The following is a 19218-nucleotide window of genomic DNA, read 5'->3' as shown; positions in this document are numbered from 1 at the left end:
GGCCCTTCAATGCCCTCAGGGGGCCTGGGCCCGGCGCGCGGGCCGGAACGCGAGGACACCAGGAAGCCGACATGAGCGACGCTACTGAGAACAACGACAGCAGTGCTGCGGCCGACAACGAGAGGCTGGTCTTCTTCAGTGACGCCGTTGTTGCGATCGCCCTGACTCTGCTGGCCCTGGATCTTCCAGTGCCCCACGGGTCAAGCGACACCGAGGTGTGGAGCGCGTTCCGGAAGCACTTCCCGGACTATGCGATGTTCCTGCTGAGCTTCGCGGTCATCAGCGAGCTGTGGGTGGCTCACAAGTGGCTGTTCAGCCGCGTCGACGGCTTGAGCCCTCGGCTCGTGTGGCTGAACTTCGTCTGGCTGTTGGGCACCGTTGTGATCCCCTTCGCGACGAAGGTGCTCATCGAGGATGGTGACTACCAGCTGAGTGCCGTCCTCTTCGCCGTCGTGGTCGGAGGAACCGGGCTGGTCCTGATCAACATCGTGCGTCACTGCCGCGCCCGCGGCCTGCTGCGGGCGAATGCGGCGCCCGACGCGATGCGGCGTTTCCAGCTGATCATCGCCTTCCCGACGGTTGCGTTCCTGCTGTCGATCCCGGTCGCCTTCGTCAGCCTGACCGCCGCGAAGTACAGCTGGGTAGCGACCTTCGTGCTCACGGCGGTGGCCGCCCGGTGGGCCACTCATCCCAGGGGGCAGACAGGTCTCGAGCGGTCACCGCGCGGTGCGCCGCGCTGAAGCGACCAGCCGAGCTCCCTGGCGCTGGGTCCTTGACCGCGGCGTCGGCGTAACCCGTGCCGTGCTGCCCTTGGTCTCACGCGGGGCCTGCCGTCGGTCTCTCACGGGCGACGCCGAGGCTCCCAACATTGGAGGTTGTCATGTATGCAGCAGTCGTCACATCGTTCGATGCTCCACCGCACTACAGCGAGCACCCGGAGCCCGTCGCCCAGGCCTCCGAAGAGGTCGTCGTCGAGGTTCTCGCGGCCGGCCTTCACCCGCGTGTTCGCTCCCAGGCGGCGGGCTCGCACTACTCCAGCGCCGGTGAGCTGCCGCTGGTCCCCGGAATCGACGGCGTCGTACGTGACCCCAAGGGACGCATCCGGTACACGATCCTCGACGACACGGTCCTGGGGACGATGGCAGAGCGCACCGTGATCGACCTTCGTCGCAGCGTCGTCCTGCCGGAGGGAATCGATCCGGTCCAGGTGGCGGCGGCGGTGAACCCTGTGATGTCTTCATGGGTCGCTCTGCGCCGCCGCGTCCACTTCGGGCGCCGGAAACGTGTCCTCGTCCTGGGAGCGACCGGGAACGCCGGCCGGATGGCGATCCAGGTCGCAAAGCGCTTCGGTGCCGCCCACGTGATCGCGGCCGGACGGGACACGGCTCGTCTTGCTGAGCTGCGGGCTCTCGGCGCCGACGAGACCTGCACCTTCGACGAACTCTCGCGGGCGGCCGACGTCGACGTCGTCATCGATTATGTGTGGGGCGAGCCCACGGCCCGGGCCATGGAGGACATGCTCACCGCCCGCACCGACCGCAGTGCCCCGCTCACCTGGATCGAGATCGGCTCGGTCGCCGGTCCGACGGCACCGATCCCTTCCGCGGCACTGCGCTCGACCCGGCTCAAGATCGTGGGCAGTGGCATCGGTTCGGTTCCCGGCCGCGACTTCGTCAAGGAACTGCCCAAGCTGGCAACTGCCGTCGCACGCGGCGCATTCGACGTCAGGGCACGCGCGGTCCCGCTCGCGGAGGTCGAACAGGTCTGGGCCGCTACTGCCGGCCTGACCGACCGTGTCGTTCTGGTGCCCTGACCTGCATCCCTGAGTGTCACCCAGCGCAGCTCGCACAATCAATGAGCCGGTCATCAGCCCAGCCGTGGCCGTTGTATCAAGCCAGAATTATGGATACCCTGTACTCGAAATCATTGGCTGGTGGCCCGGGACGGGCCGCTGCCTGGCGCTACGCACTCTTCCAGACGGCGCCGGTATCAGCCCATGTTCACAGCTGCACACCGACGACGAGGCACACCTCCCGCGTCGCCGCAGCTCGCCGGACAGCCGCCCCGGCGCACCACATCACGCCGGGCCGAACAGGAGGAGCTTCAGGAATGTCAGCACCACAGGAGGTCACCGAGGGCCGCACGGCCCCCGTCATGACCCTGACGTTCGTCGGCAGCCGCGCGGAGACGGAGGAGGTCACGTCGAAGCTCAGCGTCGAATCGCAGGCCGGGCTGCGCCAGTTCTCGTTGGAACGCATGACCGGCTACGGCGTCGACTACGCCGACGCGGTCGAGCTGCGCGCTCGCGTGGTCGAGGGGCAGGACTGGCGTTCGGCCGCCACGGAACTGGCGGAGGTGTGCCTGCGTCGCGTCGAGAACGCCGTGGAAACCGCCGGGAAGCCCACGCGCATCGCCTACCTGCGCCGTGCGTCCGCCCTGCTGCGGATGAGCCAGATGATGATGCTGTCAGACACCGCGGAGCGCCGGGCGATCTTCGCGCGGGCCGCGGACTTCTACGGGCAGGCCGCCGACGCCTGTGGTGACCGTGAGCGCCTCATGATCCAGACGGAACATGGTCCGCTGGTGGGGTGGCTGGTCCCCGCGGTCGGCACCCCGGTCGGCTCGGCCATCATCATCGGCGGCGTCGAGGGCTGGGCGATGGATTTCGACAGCATGGGTGAGGCGCTCGCGGCGCGCGGCATCGACGCACTGCTGCTCGACGGCCCGGGCCAGGGGGAAACGAGGCTCGCGCACGATCACTACCTCACCGCCCAGTGGCGGGACGCCTACAAGCGCGCTGTCGACTATCTCGACGAGCGCTCGCCGGGCCGCCCGATCGGGTTCATCGGCAACAGCATGGGCGGCAGCATCGCCATGGCCGTCGCGTCCCAGGACACCCGCATCCGGGCCTGCGTCGACAACGGCGGCATCCACGCCCCCTGCCTCGTGCCTCCGACCATGGGGACCTTCTTCTCGAAGATGGTGGCCGTCTGCGGAGCGGAGGACCCGGACGCGGCAATGGCCGCCTGGGGCGCTGTCGATCCGCTCGCCGACGGGCCCAACGCCGGTTATCCGCTGCTGGTCCTGCAAGGGGGCGCCGATCCCCTCGTCTCGATGGACCTGGCGCAGCTGGTTCTGCAGGGCGCGCCCACGGACGACAAAGAGATGGTCGTCTTCTCCGACGGCAACCACTGCGTCTACAACCATAAACACGACCGCGACACGTACATCGCCGACTGGATGAGGGCGCGCCTGTGCGGCCTTACGGCCCCCGAAATCACGAACTGAGAGGCAACCCCCGTGCAGATCATCGACGCACAGGTCCATCTCTGGACCGGCGACAACGCGCCGCCTCACCACTGGCGCGCGCCGTACACCATCGACACCGCCCTGCGTGACATGGACGAGGCCGGTGTGGACCGCGCCATCAACTGTCCGGCGGTCTGGGACGCCGACTCGAACGACTACTCCGTCGAGGCGGCCAAGCAGCATCCCGAGCGGTTCGCGACGCTCGGCTGGTTCCCCCTCGACGACACCGCGGACGAGTCCCTCGTCGACACATGGCTGGACAAACCCGGCATGCTTGGGCTGCGCTTCATTCTGGCGGAACCGGAGACGGCCGATCGCCTCGCCTCGGGCCGGCTCGACTGGCTCTGGGAGGCCGCCAACCGGCGCAGCCTTCCCGTTGGCATCATGGTGCTGCCCCCGCAGCTGCCCGCCCTCAGCGACATCGCCGCCCGGTACCCCCAAATGCGCCTGCTGGTCGACCACCTCGCGGTCGCGCCCTGGGAGAAACTGCCCGACGCGGCTGCGCATCTCGATGCCCTCCTCGCCCTCGCGCGTCACCCCAACATCGGGATGAAGGCGACGGCTGTACCGAGCATGGCGACGGATGCCTATCCGTTCGAGAGCACGCATGGTGTGCTGCGGCAGGTCTTCGACGCGTATGGCGCCGAGCGGATGTTCTGGGGCACCGACGTCACGCGTCTGCACTGTTCGTGGCGCGAGGCGGTGACGATGTTCACCGAGGAACTGCCCTGGTTGCGGGGCCGCGATCTGGAACTGGTCATGGGCCGCGCCGTGGCCGACTGGATCGGCTGGCGATAAAAACGGTCCGGCGACGCGATGGCGCCGCCGGACCGCATCATTTGCCGGCCCTGGCCTTCGCAGGCTGCGGCGGAGAGCTGAGCCTGATCCGTTCCAGCCCGTCGAGGAGCAGGTCCAGACCGAACCGGAACTCCTCGTGCGGCGGTACGGAGGTCAGTTCCTCGGATGCGGCGATCGTGGACGGATAGTCGTCCGTGTCAAGGGAGTTGTAGTAGTCCCTCAGGCTGAGGTGGTCCTCGGGGCCCGGCGCCCCGGGGCCGTGCTGCTGGATGGCGAAGCCGATCACGTAGTGGCCGATGGCCGTGAAGGCGCGGGCGGCCGAGGCGACCGAGAAGCCGTGGTTCAGGAACAGGGTGATGAGCCGTTCCCTTGTGCGGAGGCTGTTGGGGCCGACGGGAACCTGGGCCGCCAGGAGCGAAATCGCATTGGGGTGCCGGCACAGCGTGCCGTAGAACGCCTCCGCTGACACGGTCACGGCTTCCCGCCAGGACAGACCGTCCAACTCCTCGGGGGAGACGCGGACGTCACCCAGGATTCGGTCTGCCACAAGAGCAAGGAGCTCGTCCTTGCTGTCGAAGTGCCGGTAGAGCGTCGCCGTTCCCGAGCTGAGGGCATCGGCGAGCATGCGCAAGGTCAGCGCCTGGATCCCGACCTCGTCGATGAGCTTCAGCGCCGTGTCGATGATTCGTCCGGCATCCATCGGCGGCCGCCCTCGCCGGTACGCGGGCGCGGGTGTCCGGCCGGCCCACCAGGCGGGGCTCCCCGGGGCAGGCTGAACATCCGGAGTCATGAAGCGGTCACCCTTTCATACGGGTTGCCATACGGGCATGGGTCGGAACAGAAGTTTCGGTCTTATCGTATCCGTTTCCGGCACCGGCAGAGTGCAACGTGATGACGGGGCACGCGACGGACCTAATTACGGCTACTCTGTATCCGTAAAACTTCGAGAAGGAAGGCGCGCCACGATGGCGGACGGCAAGGACTCCACGAAAAGCAGACTCGGCCCACGTATGTGGCTCATGCCCTCGATACTCGTCAGCGTTGTCATGGCGGTCTTGGCCGCCATGTACCTGGGAGGGATGGTCAGTTCGCCCGACGACATCGACGACTTCCCGATCGCCATCGTCAACGCCGACACCGGGGCCACCACCGCGACGGGGCAGCACGTCAACGTCGGCGAACAGATCGTCGACAATCTGCGCAAGAACACCACCGGCGGCAAGTTCGACCTGCACACACTCAGCCTCGCCGACGCGAAGAGCGAGATGGGGAAGGCGAAGACCTACGGTGCGATCGTCCTGCCCCGCGACCTCAGCCGGAAACTGGCCACACTCTCCACGGCCGTGACGTCCAACGGATCCGTCGAGCGACCCGTCGTCACCGTCTACACCAACCAGCTCGCCAGCACTTCCAGTGCGTCCATCGTCACCTCGTTCGCCAACCAGGCATTGGCACGGGCCAACCAGGAAGTGGGCAAGGAGCTCGTCACGACCGTGACATCAGCCGAGACCGCCGGCGCCACTCAGGGCCGAAGCCTGTCGCAGACCGCGCGCCTGGTCCTCTCCGACCCCATGAACACCCAGATCACGCCCTTCCAGAACGTCCCCGACGGGACGGGCAACGGAATGTCGGCGATGTACTACGCACTCCTTCTCGTGATGGCTGGCTTCACCGGCTCCCTGATCGCCAGCAACCTCGTCGACGCCTCCCTCGGCTTCATCCCAACCGAGATGGGGCCGCTCTACCGGCTCGAGGGCAATTCAGGACGCAGCCGACTGGCCACCCTCGCGATGAAGTGGGCCCTCATGACCGGCACCGCGGTGGTGGTCGCCACGGTCTATGTGGGAGTGGCCCACTGGGCCAGCATGCCCCTGGAGCACCCATGGACACTGTGGATGCTCAGCGTGCTGGCCATCACCGCCGTTGCCGTAGTCGTGCAGTCGATACTCGCGCTGCTGGGCGGCCTGGGCATGGTGGTCAACCTTTTCCTGTTCATCGTGCTGTCGGTTCCCAGCTCAGGAGGCACGACGCCGCTTGAGGCCAGTCCTTCCTTCCTTAGGTTCCTTGCCTCATTCGAACCGATGCACCAGATCTACCTCGGCACCCGCTCGGTTCTCTACTTCGGAGCCACCTGGGACACAGGCCTGGGCCGGGCTGTGATCGCCTGTCTCACAGCGGTCGTTCTCGGTGTCCTGGTCGGCTTCTTCGGGACCCGCTCCTACGACCGCAAGGGCATGGTGCGGCACGCCACGCCCGAGGAGGCCTGACCGGATGGCCCGTCAGTGGGCCGACCGTGCCCGGTGTTCCGCAAGGACGTCCAGGCCGAAGTCGCAGGCCGGGTCGCGCCACACCGAGTGGGCGTGGTTGGCGTGCCGTTGGGTGTTGTCGTACTCGATGAGGACGTCGGGCCCGTGCAGCCGGTAGTAGTGCGGTTCGCCGGCCTCCAGGCTGCCGGCCCAGCTGAAGTGGACCTCGTCCAGGACACGGTCGCAGGCGTAGTGGCCGCTGTATTCCTCGGCGAGGTCCTGCGGGGCCCGGCCTGTGTACAGGGAGAGCAGCCGCCGCAGCCCGCGGCGCTGCTCTTCGTCCAGGTTGCGTCCGCTGATGCCCTTGGGAGGGACGGTGATCGCCACGCGCGCGTGGTCGTCCTCGGTGTAGCCGCTGCCCGCCTCGGCCCGGCGGTCGATGTCGTCGACGAGACGAGTGAGGGCCGGGTCCGCGAAACTTCCCCGCCACAGGTCCTGCATGTGCATCATGGTGTCGCCGTGGCGGATTCGCGGCCGGTTGCCGGAGACGATGTCGGACACGGCTGACGGGTGGAGCAGTGCCTGGTCCCATTGCGGTGCTTTGAGGGTTTGTGCCAGCTGCCGCGCCTGGTCCTCAATCCCTCCCAGAGTGTTGAGGGATCCGCCCAGCAGTGCGGTCTTCGCGGGGTCGGCGCCGATGAAGCACGGTGTCGTCGAGACGAGTCGGTCCGCCACGATGAGGTTGTTCAGGGAGATGTGGTGGCCGCCGAAGCGCCAGGCCCAGACCGGGTCGCCGGGCTGGCCGAAGATCCTGAGCCAATACAGGCCGGGGTCGCGCCCGCGCTCTCGCCCCCAGGTGATCCGCCACCCTTCCACCTGGTCCAGGACGTTCTCCAGTCCCATCACCGTGGCGACCGTGGCATACCCGGCCTCGGACAGCCCGGTCGCCACCAGTTGCATGGCAAGGCTCTGCTGGTAGGCGCTCTGTTCCCGGACCGCCAGTCCGCCGTGATTGGTTGGCGTGTAGAACCAGCGCAGCCGCTCCGCTTCTGCTTCCGGGTCCAGGGGCGAGTCGAAGAGTGCGAAGTACCGCTGTTCTTGGCTCAAGGTGCCCAGCCAGGTGGCGGCAGCGTGCGTCATGGCCGCTGCGGCACTCTCGCGTCCGGGCGCTGGGGCAGGCGGCATCGGGTCGTTGCGTCCGTTGCTCGTCACTGGTGTGTTCTTCCGTCCTCGGACACGTCCAGCATGACTTTGATGGCGTTGCCCCGGCGCTCGGCGTACGTGTCGAAAGCTTCGCTGACCTCCCGCAGGGGGAAGTGGTGAGTGATCAGTTCAGCGGTACGCAGACGTCCGCGGGCCGCGAGGGAAACCGCCCGGGCCACTGAGCCGGCGCCCTCGCCGCGGACCGTGTCGATTGAGATGCCGTTCATCACGGCGTGGTTGAGATCTGCGCGTACCGGCTCTTCGAAGAAGCCTACGAGCACGACTTTGCCGGCCCGCTTGGCCATGCGCAGGGCGTCGTCGACCGCGCTGGGAGCGCCCGAGCACTCCAGGACGATGTCGGCGCCGGTGCCCTGCGTCGCGTCGCGAACCGCGGCAACGGCGTCTTCGTGCCGGGAGTTGAGCACGAGATCCGCACCGAAGGACTTGCCGATCTCCAGGCGGGCGTCACGTGTGCCGACCAGGGCCACCGTCCGTGCGCCGAGTTCGCGGGCGACCTGGGTGGCGAGCAGTCCGATCGGGCCCGGCCCGATCACCGCGACGCTCGCGCCGACCAGCAGGGAGTCGAGTATGTCGAAGGCGTGCATGACCGTGCCCACCGTCGTCAGGACGACAGCGGCGTCGAAGTCGACCGAGTCCGGAAGGCGGTGAAGGGTGGAGAGGTGGTTGACGGCGTACTCGGCGAACCCGCCGTTCACGGTCATCCCCTGAGTGCGGTGGCCCTTGTCCCGGTGACCGTAGTTGAGGCAGTCGGTGTAGCTGCCTGCCAGGCAGTTGGCGCAGCGCATGCAGCCGCGGTGCGCTTCGGTGACGACCCGGTCGCCGACGCGGAACTCATCGACGGTGTCCCCGACGGCGACGACGACTCCCGCGTACTCATGCCCCGGAACGAAGACATCGGGAGCCGGCCCGCCGTCAGGAAAGAAGTGCCGGCTTCGGACCTTGAGGTCGGTGCCGCACAAGGACGCTCTGCGGACGTGGACCAGAACGTCTTCCGGACCCACGTGAGGCAAGGGCAAGGTGGTCGTTCGGATGACGCCGGGCTCGCCCAGCACTGCCGCCTGCATGGTCTCGGGCAAGGACATATCAAGTCTCCAACCGCGGGCCGGGGCGCCGCGCATCAGCTTCGGTGATCGGGACGTGAACGCCCCGTAACTATCCTTGCCACACTCGGGCCGCCAGTCCTATCGATGACGGCATAGGGGTTTCCTATACGATGCGGGCCAAATTCCTATTGGTCAGGGCTCGTGTGGTGTGCCACAGTCTTCTGAAAAACGCTCTCGCCATTTTTCTGACGGAGCACTGTGAGGAGATGGACCGTGGACCTAGGAATCGCCGGAAAAACTGCACTTGTGCTGGGCGGAGGCGGAGGGATCGGCGGCGCGATCGTGCAGGCACTCGCGGCAGAAGGTGCCGGCATTGCCGTGGCCGACATCAATCTGGAAGCGGCAAGAAAGCGCGCGGAGGCGGTGAAGAGCTCAGGCGGAAACGCGCTGGAAGTGCAGTGGGATCTCGGCGATATGAGTGTGATTGACGAGAACGTCGCACTGATTGAGGATTCCCTCGGCCCGGTCGACATTCTCGTCAACAACACCGGCGGACCTCCGCCCTCGCCGGTACTGGGTCAGGGGCACGATGTTTGGCTGAGTCACTTCCAGTCGATGGTGCTGTCCGTGATGGCGATCACCGACAGGGTGGCGCCCTCGATGAGAAGCCGAGGCTGGGGCCGAATCATCACCAGCACCAGCTCGGGTGTGGTTTCCCCCATTCCCAACCTGGGACTTTCGAACACCCTTCGCGCCAGCCTCCTTGGGTGGTCCAAGACCCTGGCCCGGGAAGTCGCGGCCGACGGGATTACCTGCAATGTGATTGTTCCCGGCCGGATCCGCACGGAACGAATTCAGTTTCTGGATCGGTCAAGAGCCGACCGCGAGGGAAAGACCGTTGAGCAGGCCGCCGCGGAGAGTGTCGCGTCGATCCCTGTGGGTCGATATGGCGAGCCCCGCGAGTACGCGGCCACGGTCGCCTTCCTGGCGAGTGCGCACGCCGCCTACATCACCGGCTCTGTCGTCAGGGTAGACGGCGGACTTATCGCCTCCATTTAAAGCCGACAGCTGATTAGAAAGTTACGGTATGCCGCTGCTGCATCGCATGACACAGGGCGTATTCGCCATCGCCCCGACCCCGTTCGACGGCGATGGAGCCATCGATTTCGACTCCCTCAGCCGACTCACGGAGTTCTACACATCCGTGGGTGTCTCGGGCCTGACTCTTCTCGGTCAGCTGGGCGAGGCTCCCAAGCTCTCCCACGAAGAGGGAGTGCGCGTCGTCAGGCACGTGCTCAGGCAGACCGACCTGCCGGTCGTCGTAGGGGTGTCGGCGCCTGGCTATGCCGCCATGGAAGCGCTGGCCACCGAGGTCATGTCGGCGGGGGCATCCGGCGTCATGATCGCTCCGCCCAACACGCTGCGGACGGACGACCGGATCGTGTCCTACTACGAGGGGGCCGCCGCGGCCATAGGCGAGCACGTGCCCTTCGTGATCCAGGACTACCCGCTGTCGTTCTCCGTGGAGATGTCTCCGTCCGTCATCGCCCGGATCGCCAACACTCTGCCTGGGTGCGTTATGCTCAAGCACGAGGACTGGCCCGGCTTGGAGAAGATCAGCAGCCTGAGGCGGATGGAAGCTGCCGGTGACATGCCCCGCCTGTCGATCCTGTGCGGAAACGGTGGCCTCTTCCTCGACTTCGAGACCGAGCGCGGTGCCGACGGCGCGATGACCGGTTACTGCGTTCCCGAGCTTCTCGTGGACATCGTCCGTCACGCGGCGGACGACGACCGTGACGCCGCCCATGATCTCTTCGACGCCCACCTGCCCCTGATGCGCTACGAGCAGCAGCCGGGCGTCGGTCTGGCCGTGCGCAAATACGTGATGATGCGCCGGGGCCTGCTGACATCCGATACGCAGCGCCGGCCTGGAGCTGGCCTGTCCGCCACCGCCCGCGCAGAGGTCGACTACCTGCTGGCGCGCTTGGCGCGCAAGGACAGCAGGGTCGTCCTCACCACCTGATGCGTTCGGACTGCCTCATCCACTTCGAAGAGCTGAGCCGGTGTCGGTGAGGCAGGAGTAGCTTGATCGTATGCAGCTGCGTCAGCTGGAGTATTTCATTGCCATCTGCGAGGCCGGTTCCTTCAGCGGTGCCGCTGTCCGGCTGTATGTCGCCCAGCCCTCGCTGTCCCAGCAGATCCGCGCTCTTGAGAAGGAACTTGGGGCTGAGCTGCTCGAACGGGGTCGCCATGGTGTCACGTTGACCCCGGCCGGGCGGATCCTCCTGCCGCAGGCCCGGTGCGCCGTCCAGGCGATTCAAGAAGCCCACGACTCCGTTCGGCAGGTGGTCGAGGGGCGTAACGGCGATGTGCACGTCCTGACCGTGAGATCCGTGGCCTCCGGCGTCCTGCCGTCGTCCGCCGCACGTTGGCACACGTTGTTCCCCTCCACGGTGCTGCGGCTGCACGACTTCTCCCACCGACGTGCCCTGGAGGACGCCGTGCGCAGCGGCGAGGGAGACATCGCCGTCGGGCCCCGGCCGCCCTCGTGGGAGGGACCCGTGGTGTCACTCGGCTACGAGGAGATGGTCGTGATCGGCCCCGTCGGACACGGCGCTGGCGTGATTGCCGAACGGGATGAGCTGGCCGATGCCGACTGGGTGCTCTACGAAGCCGAACAAGGCATGAGCGAAGTCGTGGACCGGGTCACAGGACACCTCAAGTTCACACCGCGTACCGTGGCCCGTACAGGCCAGGTGTCGGCGGCTCTCCTGTTCGCGGTCGAGGGCATCGGCATGACCGTGGCGCCTGAGAACGCGGTGCCCCTGCGATGGGCCAAGCACGCGCGGAGAATCGGCCCCGGGTTCTACCGAGAGCTCGTGGCGTACAGCCGAAAACACCCGTCGCAACTGGCGGAGCGCTACCGAGACATGCTCACCTCTGTCGAACTGCCCCTGAATGCGGAAGGAGATCTGCCCGTGGGGGCCGTCCGTCTCTGATACAAGTCCATTCCTGCCCAAGGCGCTGCGCACAGACGGCAACGTCGCAGAGCGGTCACGTTCCTTCACATCGCGTGGACTTCACGATGACGGCCGGCAGCAGGCAGTCCATTGACACCCGGTCGGAGGCACATCGCTGGCCCACGTTGGTGCGCCGTCCGCGCTGGGGACTCGGCATCCCCCGCGCGAATGCGGCCTTGGAATGTGAGCACCGAGAAGGGGTCGGGCCGGGTGGCGCGTCAGACGCTGCGAGGAGAGATTTGGCCAGGTATAGGTTGATTTGCGATGCCGCGCGTTATGGTTGCATGGTAACCGAAATTGGATTCCGTGACTGCGGGATGCGTGCCGGGAGGCAGTGATGAAGGCAGCGGTGGTGACGAGTGCAGGGGCCGTTCCCGAGTACCAGGACTTCCCTGAACCCGAAGCGGGTGCTGGCCTGCAGGTGGTCGAACTGGTCGCGTCCGCGATCCATCCCGTCGTCCGCTCCAAAGCGGATGGCGTCCACTACAGCAGTACGGGCCAGTACCCGATGATCCCCGGTGTCGACGCCGTCGGCCGCGCTGCTGACGGCACGCTGGTATACGCCGGTGAGACGCAATTGCCGTGGGGCACATTTGCCGAGCGGATGGCTGTGCCGATGGCCGCTCCGCTGCCCAAGGGAGCCGACCCGCTGGCTGTCGCGGCCGGCATGAACCCGGGCATGTCCTCCTGGATGCCGCTCACGGCCCACGCGGACGAATACGGGGTGCCCGACACGGTGATGGTCCTCGGGCCGACAGGTGCGGCGGGCGGGCTGGCGGTCCAGAACGCGCTGGCCTTGGGTGCCCGCAGGATCATTGGAGTGGGGCGGGGTGCGGCTGACCTTGCCAGGGTCGCCGGATTCGGCGCCGTAACCGTCGAACTGACGGGGGAAAGAGATGCCGACTCACGGGCCATTGCCGACCACCTGGACGGCGCTGCCCCGAACATGGTCCTGGACTACCTATGGGGTACCCCCGCCGAGTCAGCCTTCCAGGCGCTGGCCGATTTGCCCGGTGAGCAGCCCACAAACTACGTGGAGATCGGTTCCATTGCCGGCGCGCAGGCGACTGTGCCCGCAGCCCTCCTTCGCAGCCGGCCCTTCCGGGTCACAGGCAGCGGCATCGGCTCCTTCGACATGCGCCGCTACCTCATCCAGGGACAGGCGTATCTTCAGGTGATCGCGGACGGAAAGGTGAGGGTCGACGCAACGGCGTACCCGCTGTCGCGGTGTGCCGAGGCGTGGAGGGCCAAGACCGGCCCCCGCCCCGTGCTGACGGTCGGCTAGAAGACTCGGCGCGAAGTCGGCCGACCCTGGCCGAGATCTCGTCGGGCGGAGCGATTCACTCCACCTCGAACGCTTCGAGGGCCGCCGACGGAAAGGCGGCAGCTTCGCGCCCCACGGCTGCACTGGGCACTCACGATCGGCCGGAGGTTCGGCTAGTCCTGGGCCGTCGCCCAGACGCACACGCTGGGTCGGCAGAGCACCACGACAGCCCCAGCCGACTCCGGCCGGTCAGTGCTGTTCGCTGCTCCTTGCAGCCCATCGCGCGCCACCGTCGGGGACCAGCCGCTTGTGCACGTCGAACAGCGCGGCCAGGTAGACGGCGTCGCCACCCGCGCCTCGCTCTACGACCAGGCCGCCTGCACCGGCCACGGCATAGGCGGTGAGTACGCGGACTGTCTGTGAACCGGGCAGAGGGAACAGGTGCACGATCAATTTGGCGATCCACTGCCTGGCGATGTCGCAGACCTGGAGCAGCACCGTCCTGCCCTTGGTTCGGCCGACCGCCACGCCAACGACGGCATGACGACCAGGCGCAGGGAGCCCGGTGTTTCGACGAGGGGCTCGCCACGCTCGCAGGCATCGCGCCGACCCGCCGCTCCAGGATGTGCCCGTCGTCTCACCGGGCAGTCCGCTCCGGGCGCAGACCGCCGTGATAGGCATGCCCTCGCAGCTGCGCTGGCCCGCGGTGACGTGGGGTGGATGCGCTGCCGCGACTCCAGGACGTTCGCACGTTTCCCGTGGTCGCCGCCTTGGCCATGAGAGGTGCGTCCTTTGCCTGGTACCGGCGGCTCAGCCCAGTTCGGGCAGCGGCCGGCGAGCGACCTCGTGGGCGTCGTCCGGCGGGACGCCCAGCATGCGTAGGACCATCTCGGCGAGGTCGGTCGCGGCTTGGTCGCCGTCCACGTCGGGGCGGGCGAACCGCAGCTCCACCAGGGACAGCAGCGTGCCGCCCAGCGCGGACAGGGCGACCACCGGCTCGACGGCAGTGAAGCGGCCGGAGGCGATGCCGACCTGCAGGTCGCGCAGTGCCCGCACGGCGAGGCCGTTGTCGGAGTGCAGGTAGCCAAGGCCTCGGCGGCGCAGGATCTGCATGAGTTCCGGGTGGGACCCCGCCATTCTGGCGCTGAGCCGGAAGCCGGCCGCGACCAGTTCTGCCGGGTCGTCAATCCCGGTCAGCTGCTCGTCGAAGGCCTGCCCGAACTCCTCCAGGGCGTCGACCACCGCAGCCTCGAACAGATCGGTCTTGGACTCGAAGTGGTTGTAGAAGGAACCGAAGCCGACGTCCGCGCGGTCGGCGATCACCTGAATGCTGGCACTGGTGTCCCCGGTCTCGGCAAGGATCTGCCGGGCGGCACGGATCAGGGCCTGGCGAGTCTGGCTGCGGCGGCGCTCGAAGCGGTTGCCCGGCGGTGCTGTGGTCGACATGGCGCGAGTCTAACAACCGAACCGATAGTCGTCCCATCTCTGATGGATTCATCATCTGCTATTGACGATGAAGTTGGCAAAGTTGATGATTCCCTCATGGCGGCGAGTGTTTGCACAGTGAGATGAGGCACGGGAACACACCGACGTCGCGCTCTCGCCAGACGCCCAGTGTCCAGCGCGGCGCACGCGGACCGTCATGCCCCAGAGCTATCACGGCTTCTTGAGGAGGGTCTTTTCATGCCCACGCGTACGGGGATTCCCGTCTATCACCCCGACCTGTATGCGGCGTCGGCCATCCGCGACACCTATCCGCACTATGCCGCACTGCGTGACCTCGGCCCTGTGGTCCGGCTCAGCAAGCACAAGGTCTACGCCGTGCCGCGCTACGCCGAATGCAAGCAGGTGCTGCTGGACGACGAGACCTTTGTCTCCTCGGGAGGCGTCGCCCTCAATCCCGTCGCCAACCGCGCGGGACAGGGCACCACACTGTGCAGTGACGGCGAGGAACACGCCCGCCGCCGCTCTCTCCTCGCGCACCGCCTGACCCCCAGGGCGCTGCGCGCGATGAAGGACACGGTCGAGCAGCAGGCGGCCGCCGTGGTCGCGGCAGCCGTAGCCCGGCGGACGGTCGACGCCGTCGAGGTCGCCACGGCGCTGCCGATGTCGGTCGTCCCCGACTTGGTCGGCTGGCCCCGGCAGGGCCGTGAGCACCTGCTGCGATGGGCCGGCGCCACCTTCGACGCCCTGGGCCCGTTCAACCGCCAGGCGGTCCGCACACTTCCTTCGTCCCTCGGCATGCTGCGCTACGCCCGCAGCGTGGTCCGTGACCGGTCTGTGCTGGACGGCAGCATGGGCCATGACCTGCTGCGTGCGTCGGAGGAGGGCCGGATCATGCCGGCCGAGTGCGCCACCATGATGATCGACTACCTGGCGCCGTCCCTGGACACCACCATCAGCGCCATATCCAGCGCTCTCTACCTGTTCGCCACTCACCCCCAGCAATGGCGCCTGCTGAAGGCGGACCCAGACCTCGTCTCGAAAGCGGTCAACGAGGTCGTCCGCTACGAATCCCCGATTCGCGCGTTCTCCCGCACCACCGCCCACGACACGGAGCTGGCCGGCGTCTCCCTCCCCAAGGGCTCCCGGGTTCTGGTCCTCTACGGCTCCGCCAACCGCGACCCGCTGGAGTGGGACGACCCGGACACCTTTGACATCCACCGTGACGCCGCCCGCCAGCTCGGTTTCGGGCAGGGCACCCACGGCTGCGCCGGCCAGGGCCTGGCCCGCATGGAGACCTCCGCGATACTCCGCGCCCTGGTCGAAGCCGTCGACCACATCGAGGTCACCGGCACACCCAAGTGGGCCCTGAACAACGTCATCCACCGCCTCGAGAGCCTGCCACTCGAAATCTTCCCCACCTGAACTGCACCGCCCGCCCTTTTGAGGACTGCTGAGGACAGCACCATGAAGATCTCCGTCGACTACCCACGCTGCGAAGGCCACGGCCTGTGCGCCGACCAGGCTCCCGACACCTTCAGCCTGGACGAGGACGCCGAACTCACCTACCACTTCGAGGGCAGGGAAGTCCCCGACGAGCATCAGCTCGACGCCCGCGCGGCCGTCAACGCCTGCCCGGTCGCCGCCCTGCGGGTCCTGCCGTGACCGCACAGCGCTCAGTGCTCATCGTCGGCGAGTCACTCGCCGGCATCACCGCCGCCCGCCACCTGCGCACCCTCGGGCACACCGGCCCCCTGACGATCATCGGCGCAGAAGAACACGGCGCCTACTCCCGCCCGCCCCTGTCCAAAGCCGTACTGAACGACCCGGGAGCCGACCACACCCTCGGTCTAGCCCTCGACGGACTCGACGCCGAGATCATCCGCTCGCCCGCCGTCACCGCCGACACCCAGCGCCGCACCGTCACAACCGCCGACGGCCGAAAGACCGGCTACGACGCGCTGATCGTCGCCACCGGCGCGGACGCCCGCCGGCTTGCCGCCCCCCGGCAGCAAGGCGAACTCGTCCTGCGCACACTGGACGACGCGCGCCTGCTCCGCGCCCGCCTGGCGAACGCCCGCTCGGCGATCGTGATCGGCGCTGGCTTCCTCGGTATGGAGGTGGCCAGCGCCTGCGCCGCCCGCGGCATCCCGGTCACCGTCGTGGACGTCGACCAGCCCCTGGAACGCATCCTCGGCGGTCACCTGTCCGCCGCGATCACCGCACGCGCTGCGGCGTACGGGATCCGCTTCATCCAGGCCACCGGTTTGGCCACCCTGACCGGCGACCCCGTCGGCGGGGTGGCGCTCCCCGACGGCACCGAACTCACCGCGGACCTGGTAGTCACCTGTGCCGGAGAGGTCCCCTGCGTCGGTTGGCTGGCGGGGACGGGCCTTGCCGACCCCCTCGGTGTCGGCATCGACCATGCCTGTGCCACCGCTGTGCCCGGCGTGTTCGCCGCCGGTGACGTCACCTACCTGCGTGGCGACGGCACCCGGCCCGACCGGCGCGCGCCCTTCTGGTCCAATGCCGTCGCCCAGGGCAGGGCCGCGGCGGCCTCGGTCCTCGGTCTCCCTGCGTCGGGACCGCCGCAGGACGACTACTTCTGGACCGAGGTCGCCGGTCTCACCGTCAAGGTGGTCGGACGTCTGCCGCTCCTCGGCATCTCCACCACGGTGCAGGGCAGTATCACCGACGGACGCGCGCTGCTGACCTGGAGCCACGAGGACGGGACATCGACGGCGGTCGCCTACGGACTCCGCAAACCGGTCGCCGCGCTGCGGGCCATGGCCGCCACGTCTTCACCGCCGTCCTCGTGACGCCGGCACCTGGGCGTCGCGGCGTAGGAGCGCCACGGAGCGCCGCCACTGCCGGGTGCTCTTCCCCGGCGCGCCGAGGCGGTGGTGGGCGCCCGCGCCATCGCCCCGGACGATCTGCAGGGAAAACCGGCCCTACCTGCTGGCGGACCCGCTAACTGGAGGCGTTACCGGACTGCTGTCCACCGCGGGGGCCTGCGCAGCCTTCATGCCGAGTGGCCACGTCGCGGCCGACGGCCTCTCCCGGCCGCTGCCAGCGAGTTCGGCGTCGCACTCGCACAGCCGATTCTCGAGGCGCTCAACCAAGATGCCACCGTGACCGCCACAGGCCAGCTCGCGGGTGATGCCGGCGCCGATGCTCGACGACACGCCGGTGACGACAGGAGCGGTGGCGGGGCCGACTGGGGAGAGTCATGCGTCGGCCCCTGTGCGGTGGCACAGCTCCGTTGACGGGGTTTTGACCGAGCCCTGCCCAGTGTTGAGCGAGCCTTATCGCCGTCGAGTGAGGTCGCTTCGGCGCGCAGGAGTGATCGTCACGGCGCGGCCGTTCCGTCCTGGAACGAGACGAGGGGCACGTTGGGCTGCTGTGAATCCGCAGTTTGTGTCCGCACGATGGCCAGGGACAGGCCGACGGCGAGGGCGACTGCGAAGCCGCAGGTCAGCAGGGATTTCATAAGCAGGGTCATGGGGCCTCGGCTTCCTTTGTGCAACGGGTGACGCATCGATGAGCACCGGCCCCGACCGGTTACCGATGAGTATGGGAAGAGCGTTGACACTCGTCAAGACTGCGTTTACGTTCCCTGGCTCAGACGCACCACTTTTCCGGTTCGCCCCGCGCACCCTGCGCCGCGCCGGTCGTCGCGTGACCGTCCCTCTCCTCCGGACCCGGCCTTCTCCCGTCACCACGGGCCGCCGTCTCGTCCGTCCTCACCTGTCACCGGGAGTCGCCATGCTCCGCCGTATCCCGTCCCCGTTCGCCCTTGCCCTGTTGGGCGTCGGCGTCTTCCTCCTCGCCTTCGTGCCGCTGCTGACCTGGTATGTCGGCCCGCGCGTGAAACTCACCCCGACCAACATCGACGTGACGTCGGTGATGACAGGACGGGGGAGCTACTTCGACGCCGACAGCGTGACGACCGTGCACGGCCGTACGATCACCCTCACCCGCCGGATTCTGGGCGATGTGCACGCCGGTGCGGCACACAACGCCGCGGTGTGGGACATCTCCACGACCATCGACACACCGAAAACCCTGCCCCTGCAAGACCCGCGCAGATCCCTGGACTGGACCGTGGAACGCTGGGTCGGCGACCGGAGCACCAACATGCCCGTGCACTGCTGCGGGGAGACACCAGCCTTCGACACGGACGCGTTCCTGAAGTTCCCCTTCGACGTCCGCAAAGAGACCTACCGCTGGTGGGACAGCACCCTCGGCGGCTCGGTCCCGCTGAATTACGCGGGCACCGTGAAGGTGCTCGGTCACGAGGGCTACCGGTTCACCGGCTCGGTCCAGCCCACCCGCACCGGTACCCGCCAGGTCCCCGGGCTGCTGGTCGGCCTGCCGCAACAGGGGCAGGTGCTGGCCGAGCAGTGGTATGCCAACTCCCGGATCGCCCTGGTCGTGGACCGGCGCAGCGGGGAGATCATCGACGCGAGCGTCGCACCGAAGGTGACGCTGCGCCGGCCCGGCGGCGGCCGGGACGAGGTCACCCTGCTGCAGAGCGACCGCATCGCGATGACCGACGCGACCCGCCGCGTGGTGGTGGACCAGGCAGCCGACGACAGCCGCAGACTCCAGCTCGTCCAGGAGACCCTGCCGGTCGGGGCGCTGGCGGTGGGCGGACCGCTCGCCCTCCTGGGGCTGGTGATGTTGCTGGTACGAGGGAGGCGCTCACCCACCGTCGTAACGCCCGAGGGAACTTTGTCACCTGCGCGTAACGATCCGGGCCAGGGAACTCAAGACGCCGAATTTGTCACCGACGTGAGTAGTCCCTGATTCACAGAGTGCTCAAAACTTGCGTTGCCACGCGCACCCCGATCGCGATGGCACCCCGGGTC

19 protein-coding genes are annotated in these 19218 nt (G+C 67.8%); 13 read left to right on the top strand and 6 right to left on the bottom strand.

Annotated features, from left to right (window positions below; translation table 11 throughout):
• Positions 1–71: 71 nt before the first annotated feature.
• From OG885_RS09235 to OG885_RS09220, 4 genes are all read left to right on the top strand, one after another.
• On the top strand, positions 72–740 hold the full coding sequence (locus tag OG885_RS09235) for a TMEM175 family protein (protein WP_405728833.1): 669 nt from the start codon (positions 72–74) through the stop codon (positions 738–740).
• A 140-nt stretch (positions 741–880) separates the two neighbouring features.
• Entirely contained in the window at positions 881–1813 is a 933-nt protein-coding gene (locus OG885_RS09230) for a zinc-binding dehydrogenase (protein WP_405728830.1), read from the top strand.
• 296 nt (positions 1814–2109) lie between these two features.
• Positions 2110–3288 (top strand): alpha/beta hydrolase, encoded by a 1179-nt coding sequence (locus OG885_RS09225; protein WP_405728827.1) that lies wholly within the window; start codon positions 2110–2112, stop codon positions 3286–3288.
• A 12-nt stretch (positions 3289–3300) separates the two neighbouring features.
• The gene (locus OG885_RS09220) at positions 3301–4107 is read left to right on the top strand and encodes an amidohydrolase family protein (RefSeq protein ID WP_405728824.1); all 807 of its coding nucleotides are present in this window, start codon (positions 3301–3303) and stop codon (positions 4105–4107) included.
• Between the two features lie 37 nt (positions 4108–4144).
• Here OG885_RS09220 and OG885_RS09215 read toward each other — a convergent pair whose 3' ends face one another.
• The gene (locus OG885_RS09215; RefSeq protein WP_405728821.1) at positions 4145–4807 is read right to left on the bottom strand and encodes a TetR/AcrR family transcriptional regulator C-terminal domain-containing protein; all 663 of its coding nucleotides are present in this window, start codon (positions 4805–4807) and stop codon (positions 4145–4147) included.
• A gap of 265 nt (positions 4808–5072) precedes the next feature.
• On the opposite strand from OG885_RS09215, the gene OG885_RS09210 reads away from it, so the two are divergent.
• Complete coding sequence (locus OG885_RS09210) at positions 5073–6374, top strand: YhgE/Pip domain-containing protein (protein ID WP_405728818.1); 1302 nt, start codon at positions 5073–5075, stop codon at positions 6372–6374.
• Positions 6375–6386: 12 nt separating this feature from the next.
• On the opposite strand, the gene OG885_RS09205 is transcribed toward OG885_RS09210, so the two are convergent.
• Entirely contained in the window at positions 6387–7538 is a 1152-nt protein-coding gene (locus OG885_RS09205) for a DUF3500 domain-containing protein (protein ID WP_405742661.1), read from the bottom strand.
• A gap of 23 nt (positions 7539–7561) precedes the next feature.
• Complete coding sequence (locus tag OG885_RS09200) at positions 7562–8578, bottom strand: zinc-binding dehydrogenase (protein WP_405728815.1); 1017 nt, start codon at positions 8576–8578, stop codon at positions 7562–7564.
• Positions 8579–8893: 315 nt separating this feature from the next.
• Between OG885_RS09200 and OG885_RS09195 the strand changes: the two genes are divergently transcribed.
• From OG885_RS09195 to OG885_RS09180, 4 genes are all read left to right on the top strand, one after another.
• A complete protein-coding gene (locus tag OG885_RS09195; RefSeq protein ID WP_405728812.1) occupies positions 8894–9679 on the top strand; it encodes an SDR family oxidoreductase in 786 nt (261 codons plus the stop codon).
• 28 nt (positions 9680–9707) lie between these two features.
• The gene (locus tag OG885_RS09190; protein ID WP_405728809.1) at positions 9708–10643 is read left to right on the top strand and encodes a dihydrodipicolinate synthase family protein; all 936 of its coding nucleotides are present in this window, start codon (positions 9708–9710) and stop codon (positions 10641–10643) included.
• 70 nt (positions 10644–10713) lie between these two features.
• Positions 10714–11619 carry a LysR family transcriptional regulator gene (locus OG885_RS09185; protein ID WP_405728806.1) on the top strand — a complete coding sequence of 302 codons (906 nt, stop codon included), beginning with the start codon at positions 10714–10716 and terminating at the stop codon, positions 11617–11619.
• 358 nt (positions 11620–11977) lie between these two features.
• Positions 11978–12925: a zinc-binding alcohol dehydrogenase family protein gene (locus OG885_RS09180; RefSeq protein WP_405728803.1), complete on the top strand. Its 948-nt coding sequence runs from the start codon at positions 11978–11980 to the stop codon at positions 12923–12925.
• A gap of 228 nt (positions 12926–13153) precedes the next feature.
• Here the strand turns inward: OG885_RS09180 and OG885_RS09175 are convergent, their stop codons facing one another.
• Together OG885_RS09175 and OG885_RS09170 are read right to left on the bottom strand one after the other, a co-directional pair.
• Entirely contained in the window at positions 13154–13432 is a 279-nt protein-coding gene (locus tag OG885_RS09175; protein WP_405728800.1) for a hypothetical protein, read from the bottom strand.
• 282 nt (positions 13433–13714) lie between these two features.
• A complete protein-coding gene (locus OG885_RS09170) occupies positions 13715–14350 on the bottom strand; it encodes a TetR/AcrR family transcriptional regulator (protein WP_405728797.1) in 636 nt (211 codons plus the stop codon).
• 237 nt (positions 14351–14587) lie between these two features.
• Here OG885_RS09170 and OG885_RS09165 point away from each other — a divergent pair, with 237 nt between their 5' ends.
• Genes OG885_RS09165 through OG885_RS09155 form a run of 3 tightly spaced genes read left to right on the top strand, consistent with a single transcriptional unit; the run spans position 14588 to position 17166 of the window.
• A complete protein-coding gene (locus OG885_RS09165) occupies positions 14588–15772 on the top strand; it encodes a cytochrome P450 (RefSeq protein WP_405728794.1) in 1185 nt (394 codons plus the stop codon).
• 42 nt (positions 15773–15814) lie between these two features.
• Positions 15815–16012, top strand: a complete 198-nt coding sequence (locus OG885_RS09160) for a ferredoxin (protein WP_405728791.1) — start codon at positions 15815–15817, stop codon at positions 16010–16012.
• The gene (locus OG885_RS09155) at positions 16009–17166 is read left to right on the top strand and encodes an NAD(P)/FAD-dependent oxidoreductase (protein ID WP_405728788.1); all 1158 of its coding nucleotides are present in this window, start codon (positions 16009–16011) and stop codon (positions 17164–17166) included. The genes OG885_RS09160 and OG885_RS09155 overlap by 4 nt, the downstream gene beginning before the upstream one ends.
• Before the next feature lie 530 nt (positions 17167–17696).
• On the opposite strand, the gene OG885_RS09150 is transcribed toward OG885_RS09155, so the two are convergent.
• Positions 17697–17849 (bottom strand): hypothetical protein, encoded by a 153-nt coding sequence (locus tag OG885_RS09150; RefSeq protein ID WP_405728785.1) that lies wholly within the window; start codon positions 17847–17849, stop codon positions 17697–17699.
• 263 nt (positions 17850–18112) lie between these two features.
• Here OG885_RS09150 and OG885_RS09145 point away from each other — a divergent pair, with 263 nt between their 5' ends.
• Complete coding sequence (locus OG885_RS09145; RefSeq protein ID WP_405728782.1) at positions 18113–19156, top strand: DUF3068 domain-containing protein; 1044 nt, start codon at positions 18113–18115, stop codon at positions 19154–19156.
• Positions 19157–19218 lie beyond the last annotated feature (62 nt).

The organism is Streptomyces sp. NBC_00028 (assembly GCF_045041065.1).
Lineage (GTDB): Bacteria > Actinomycetota > Actinomycetes > Streptomycetales > Streptomycetaceae > Streptomyces.
This window is presented reverse-complemented; position numbering and strand designations above follow the sequence as displayed.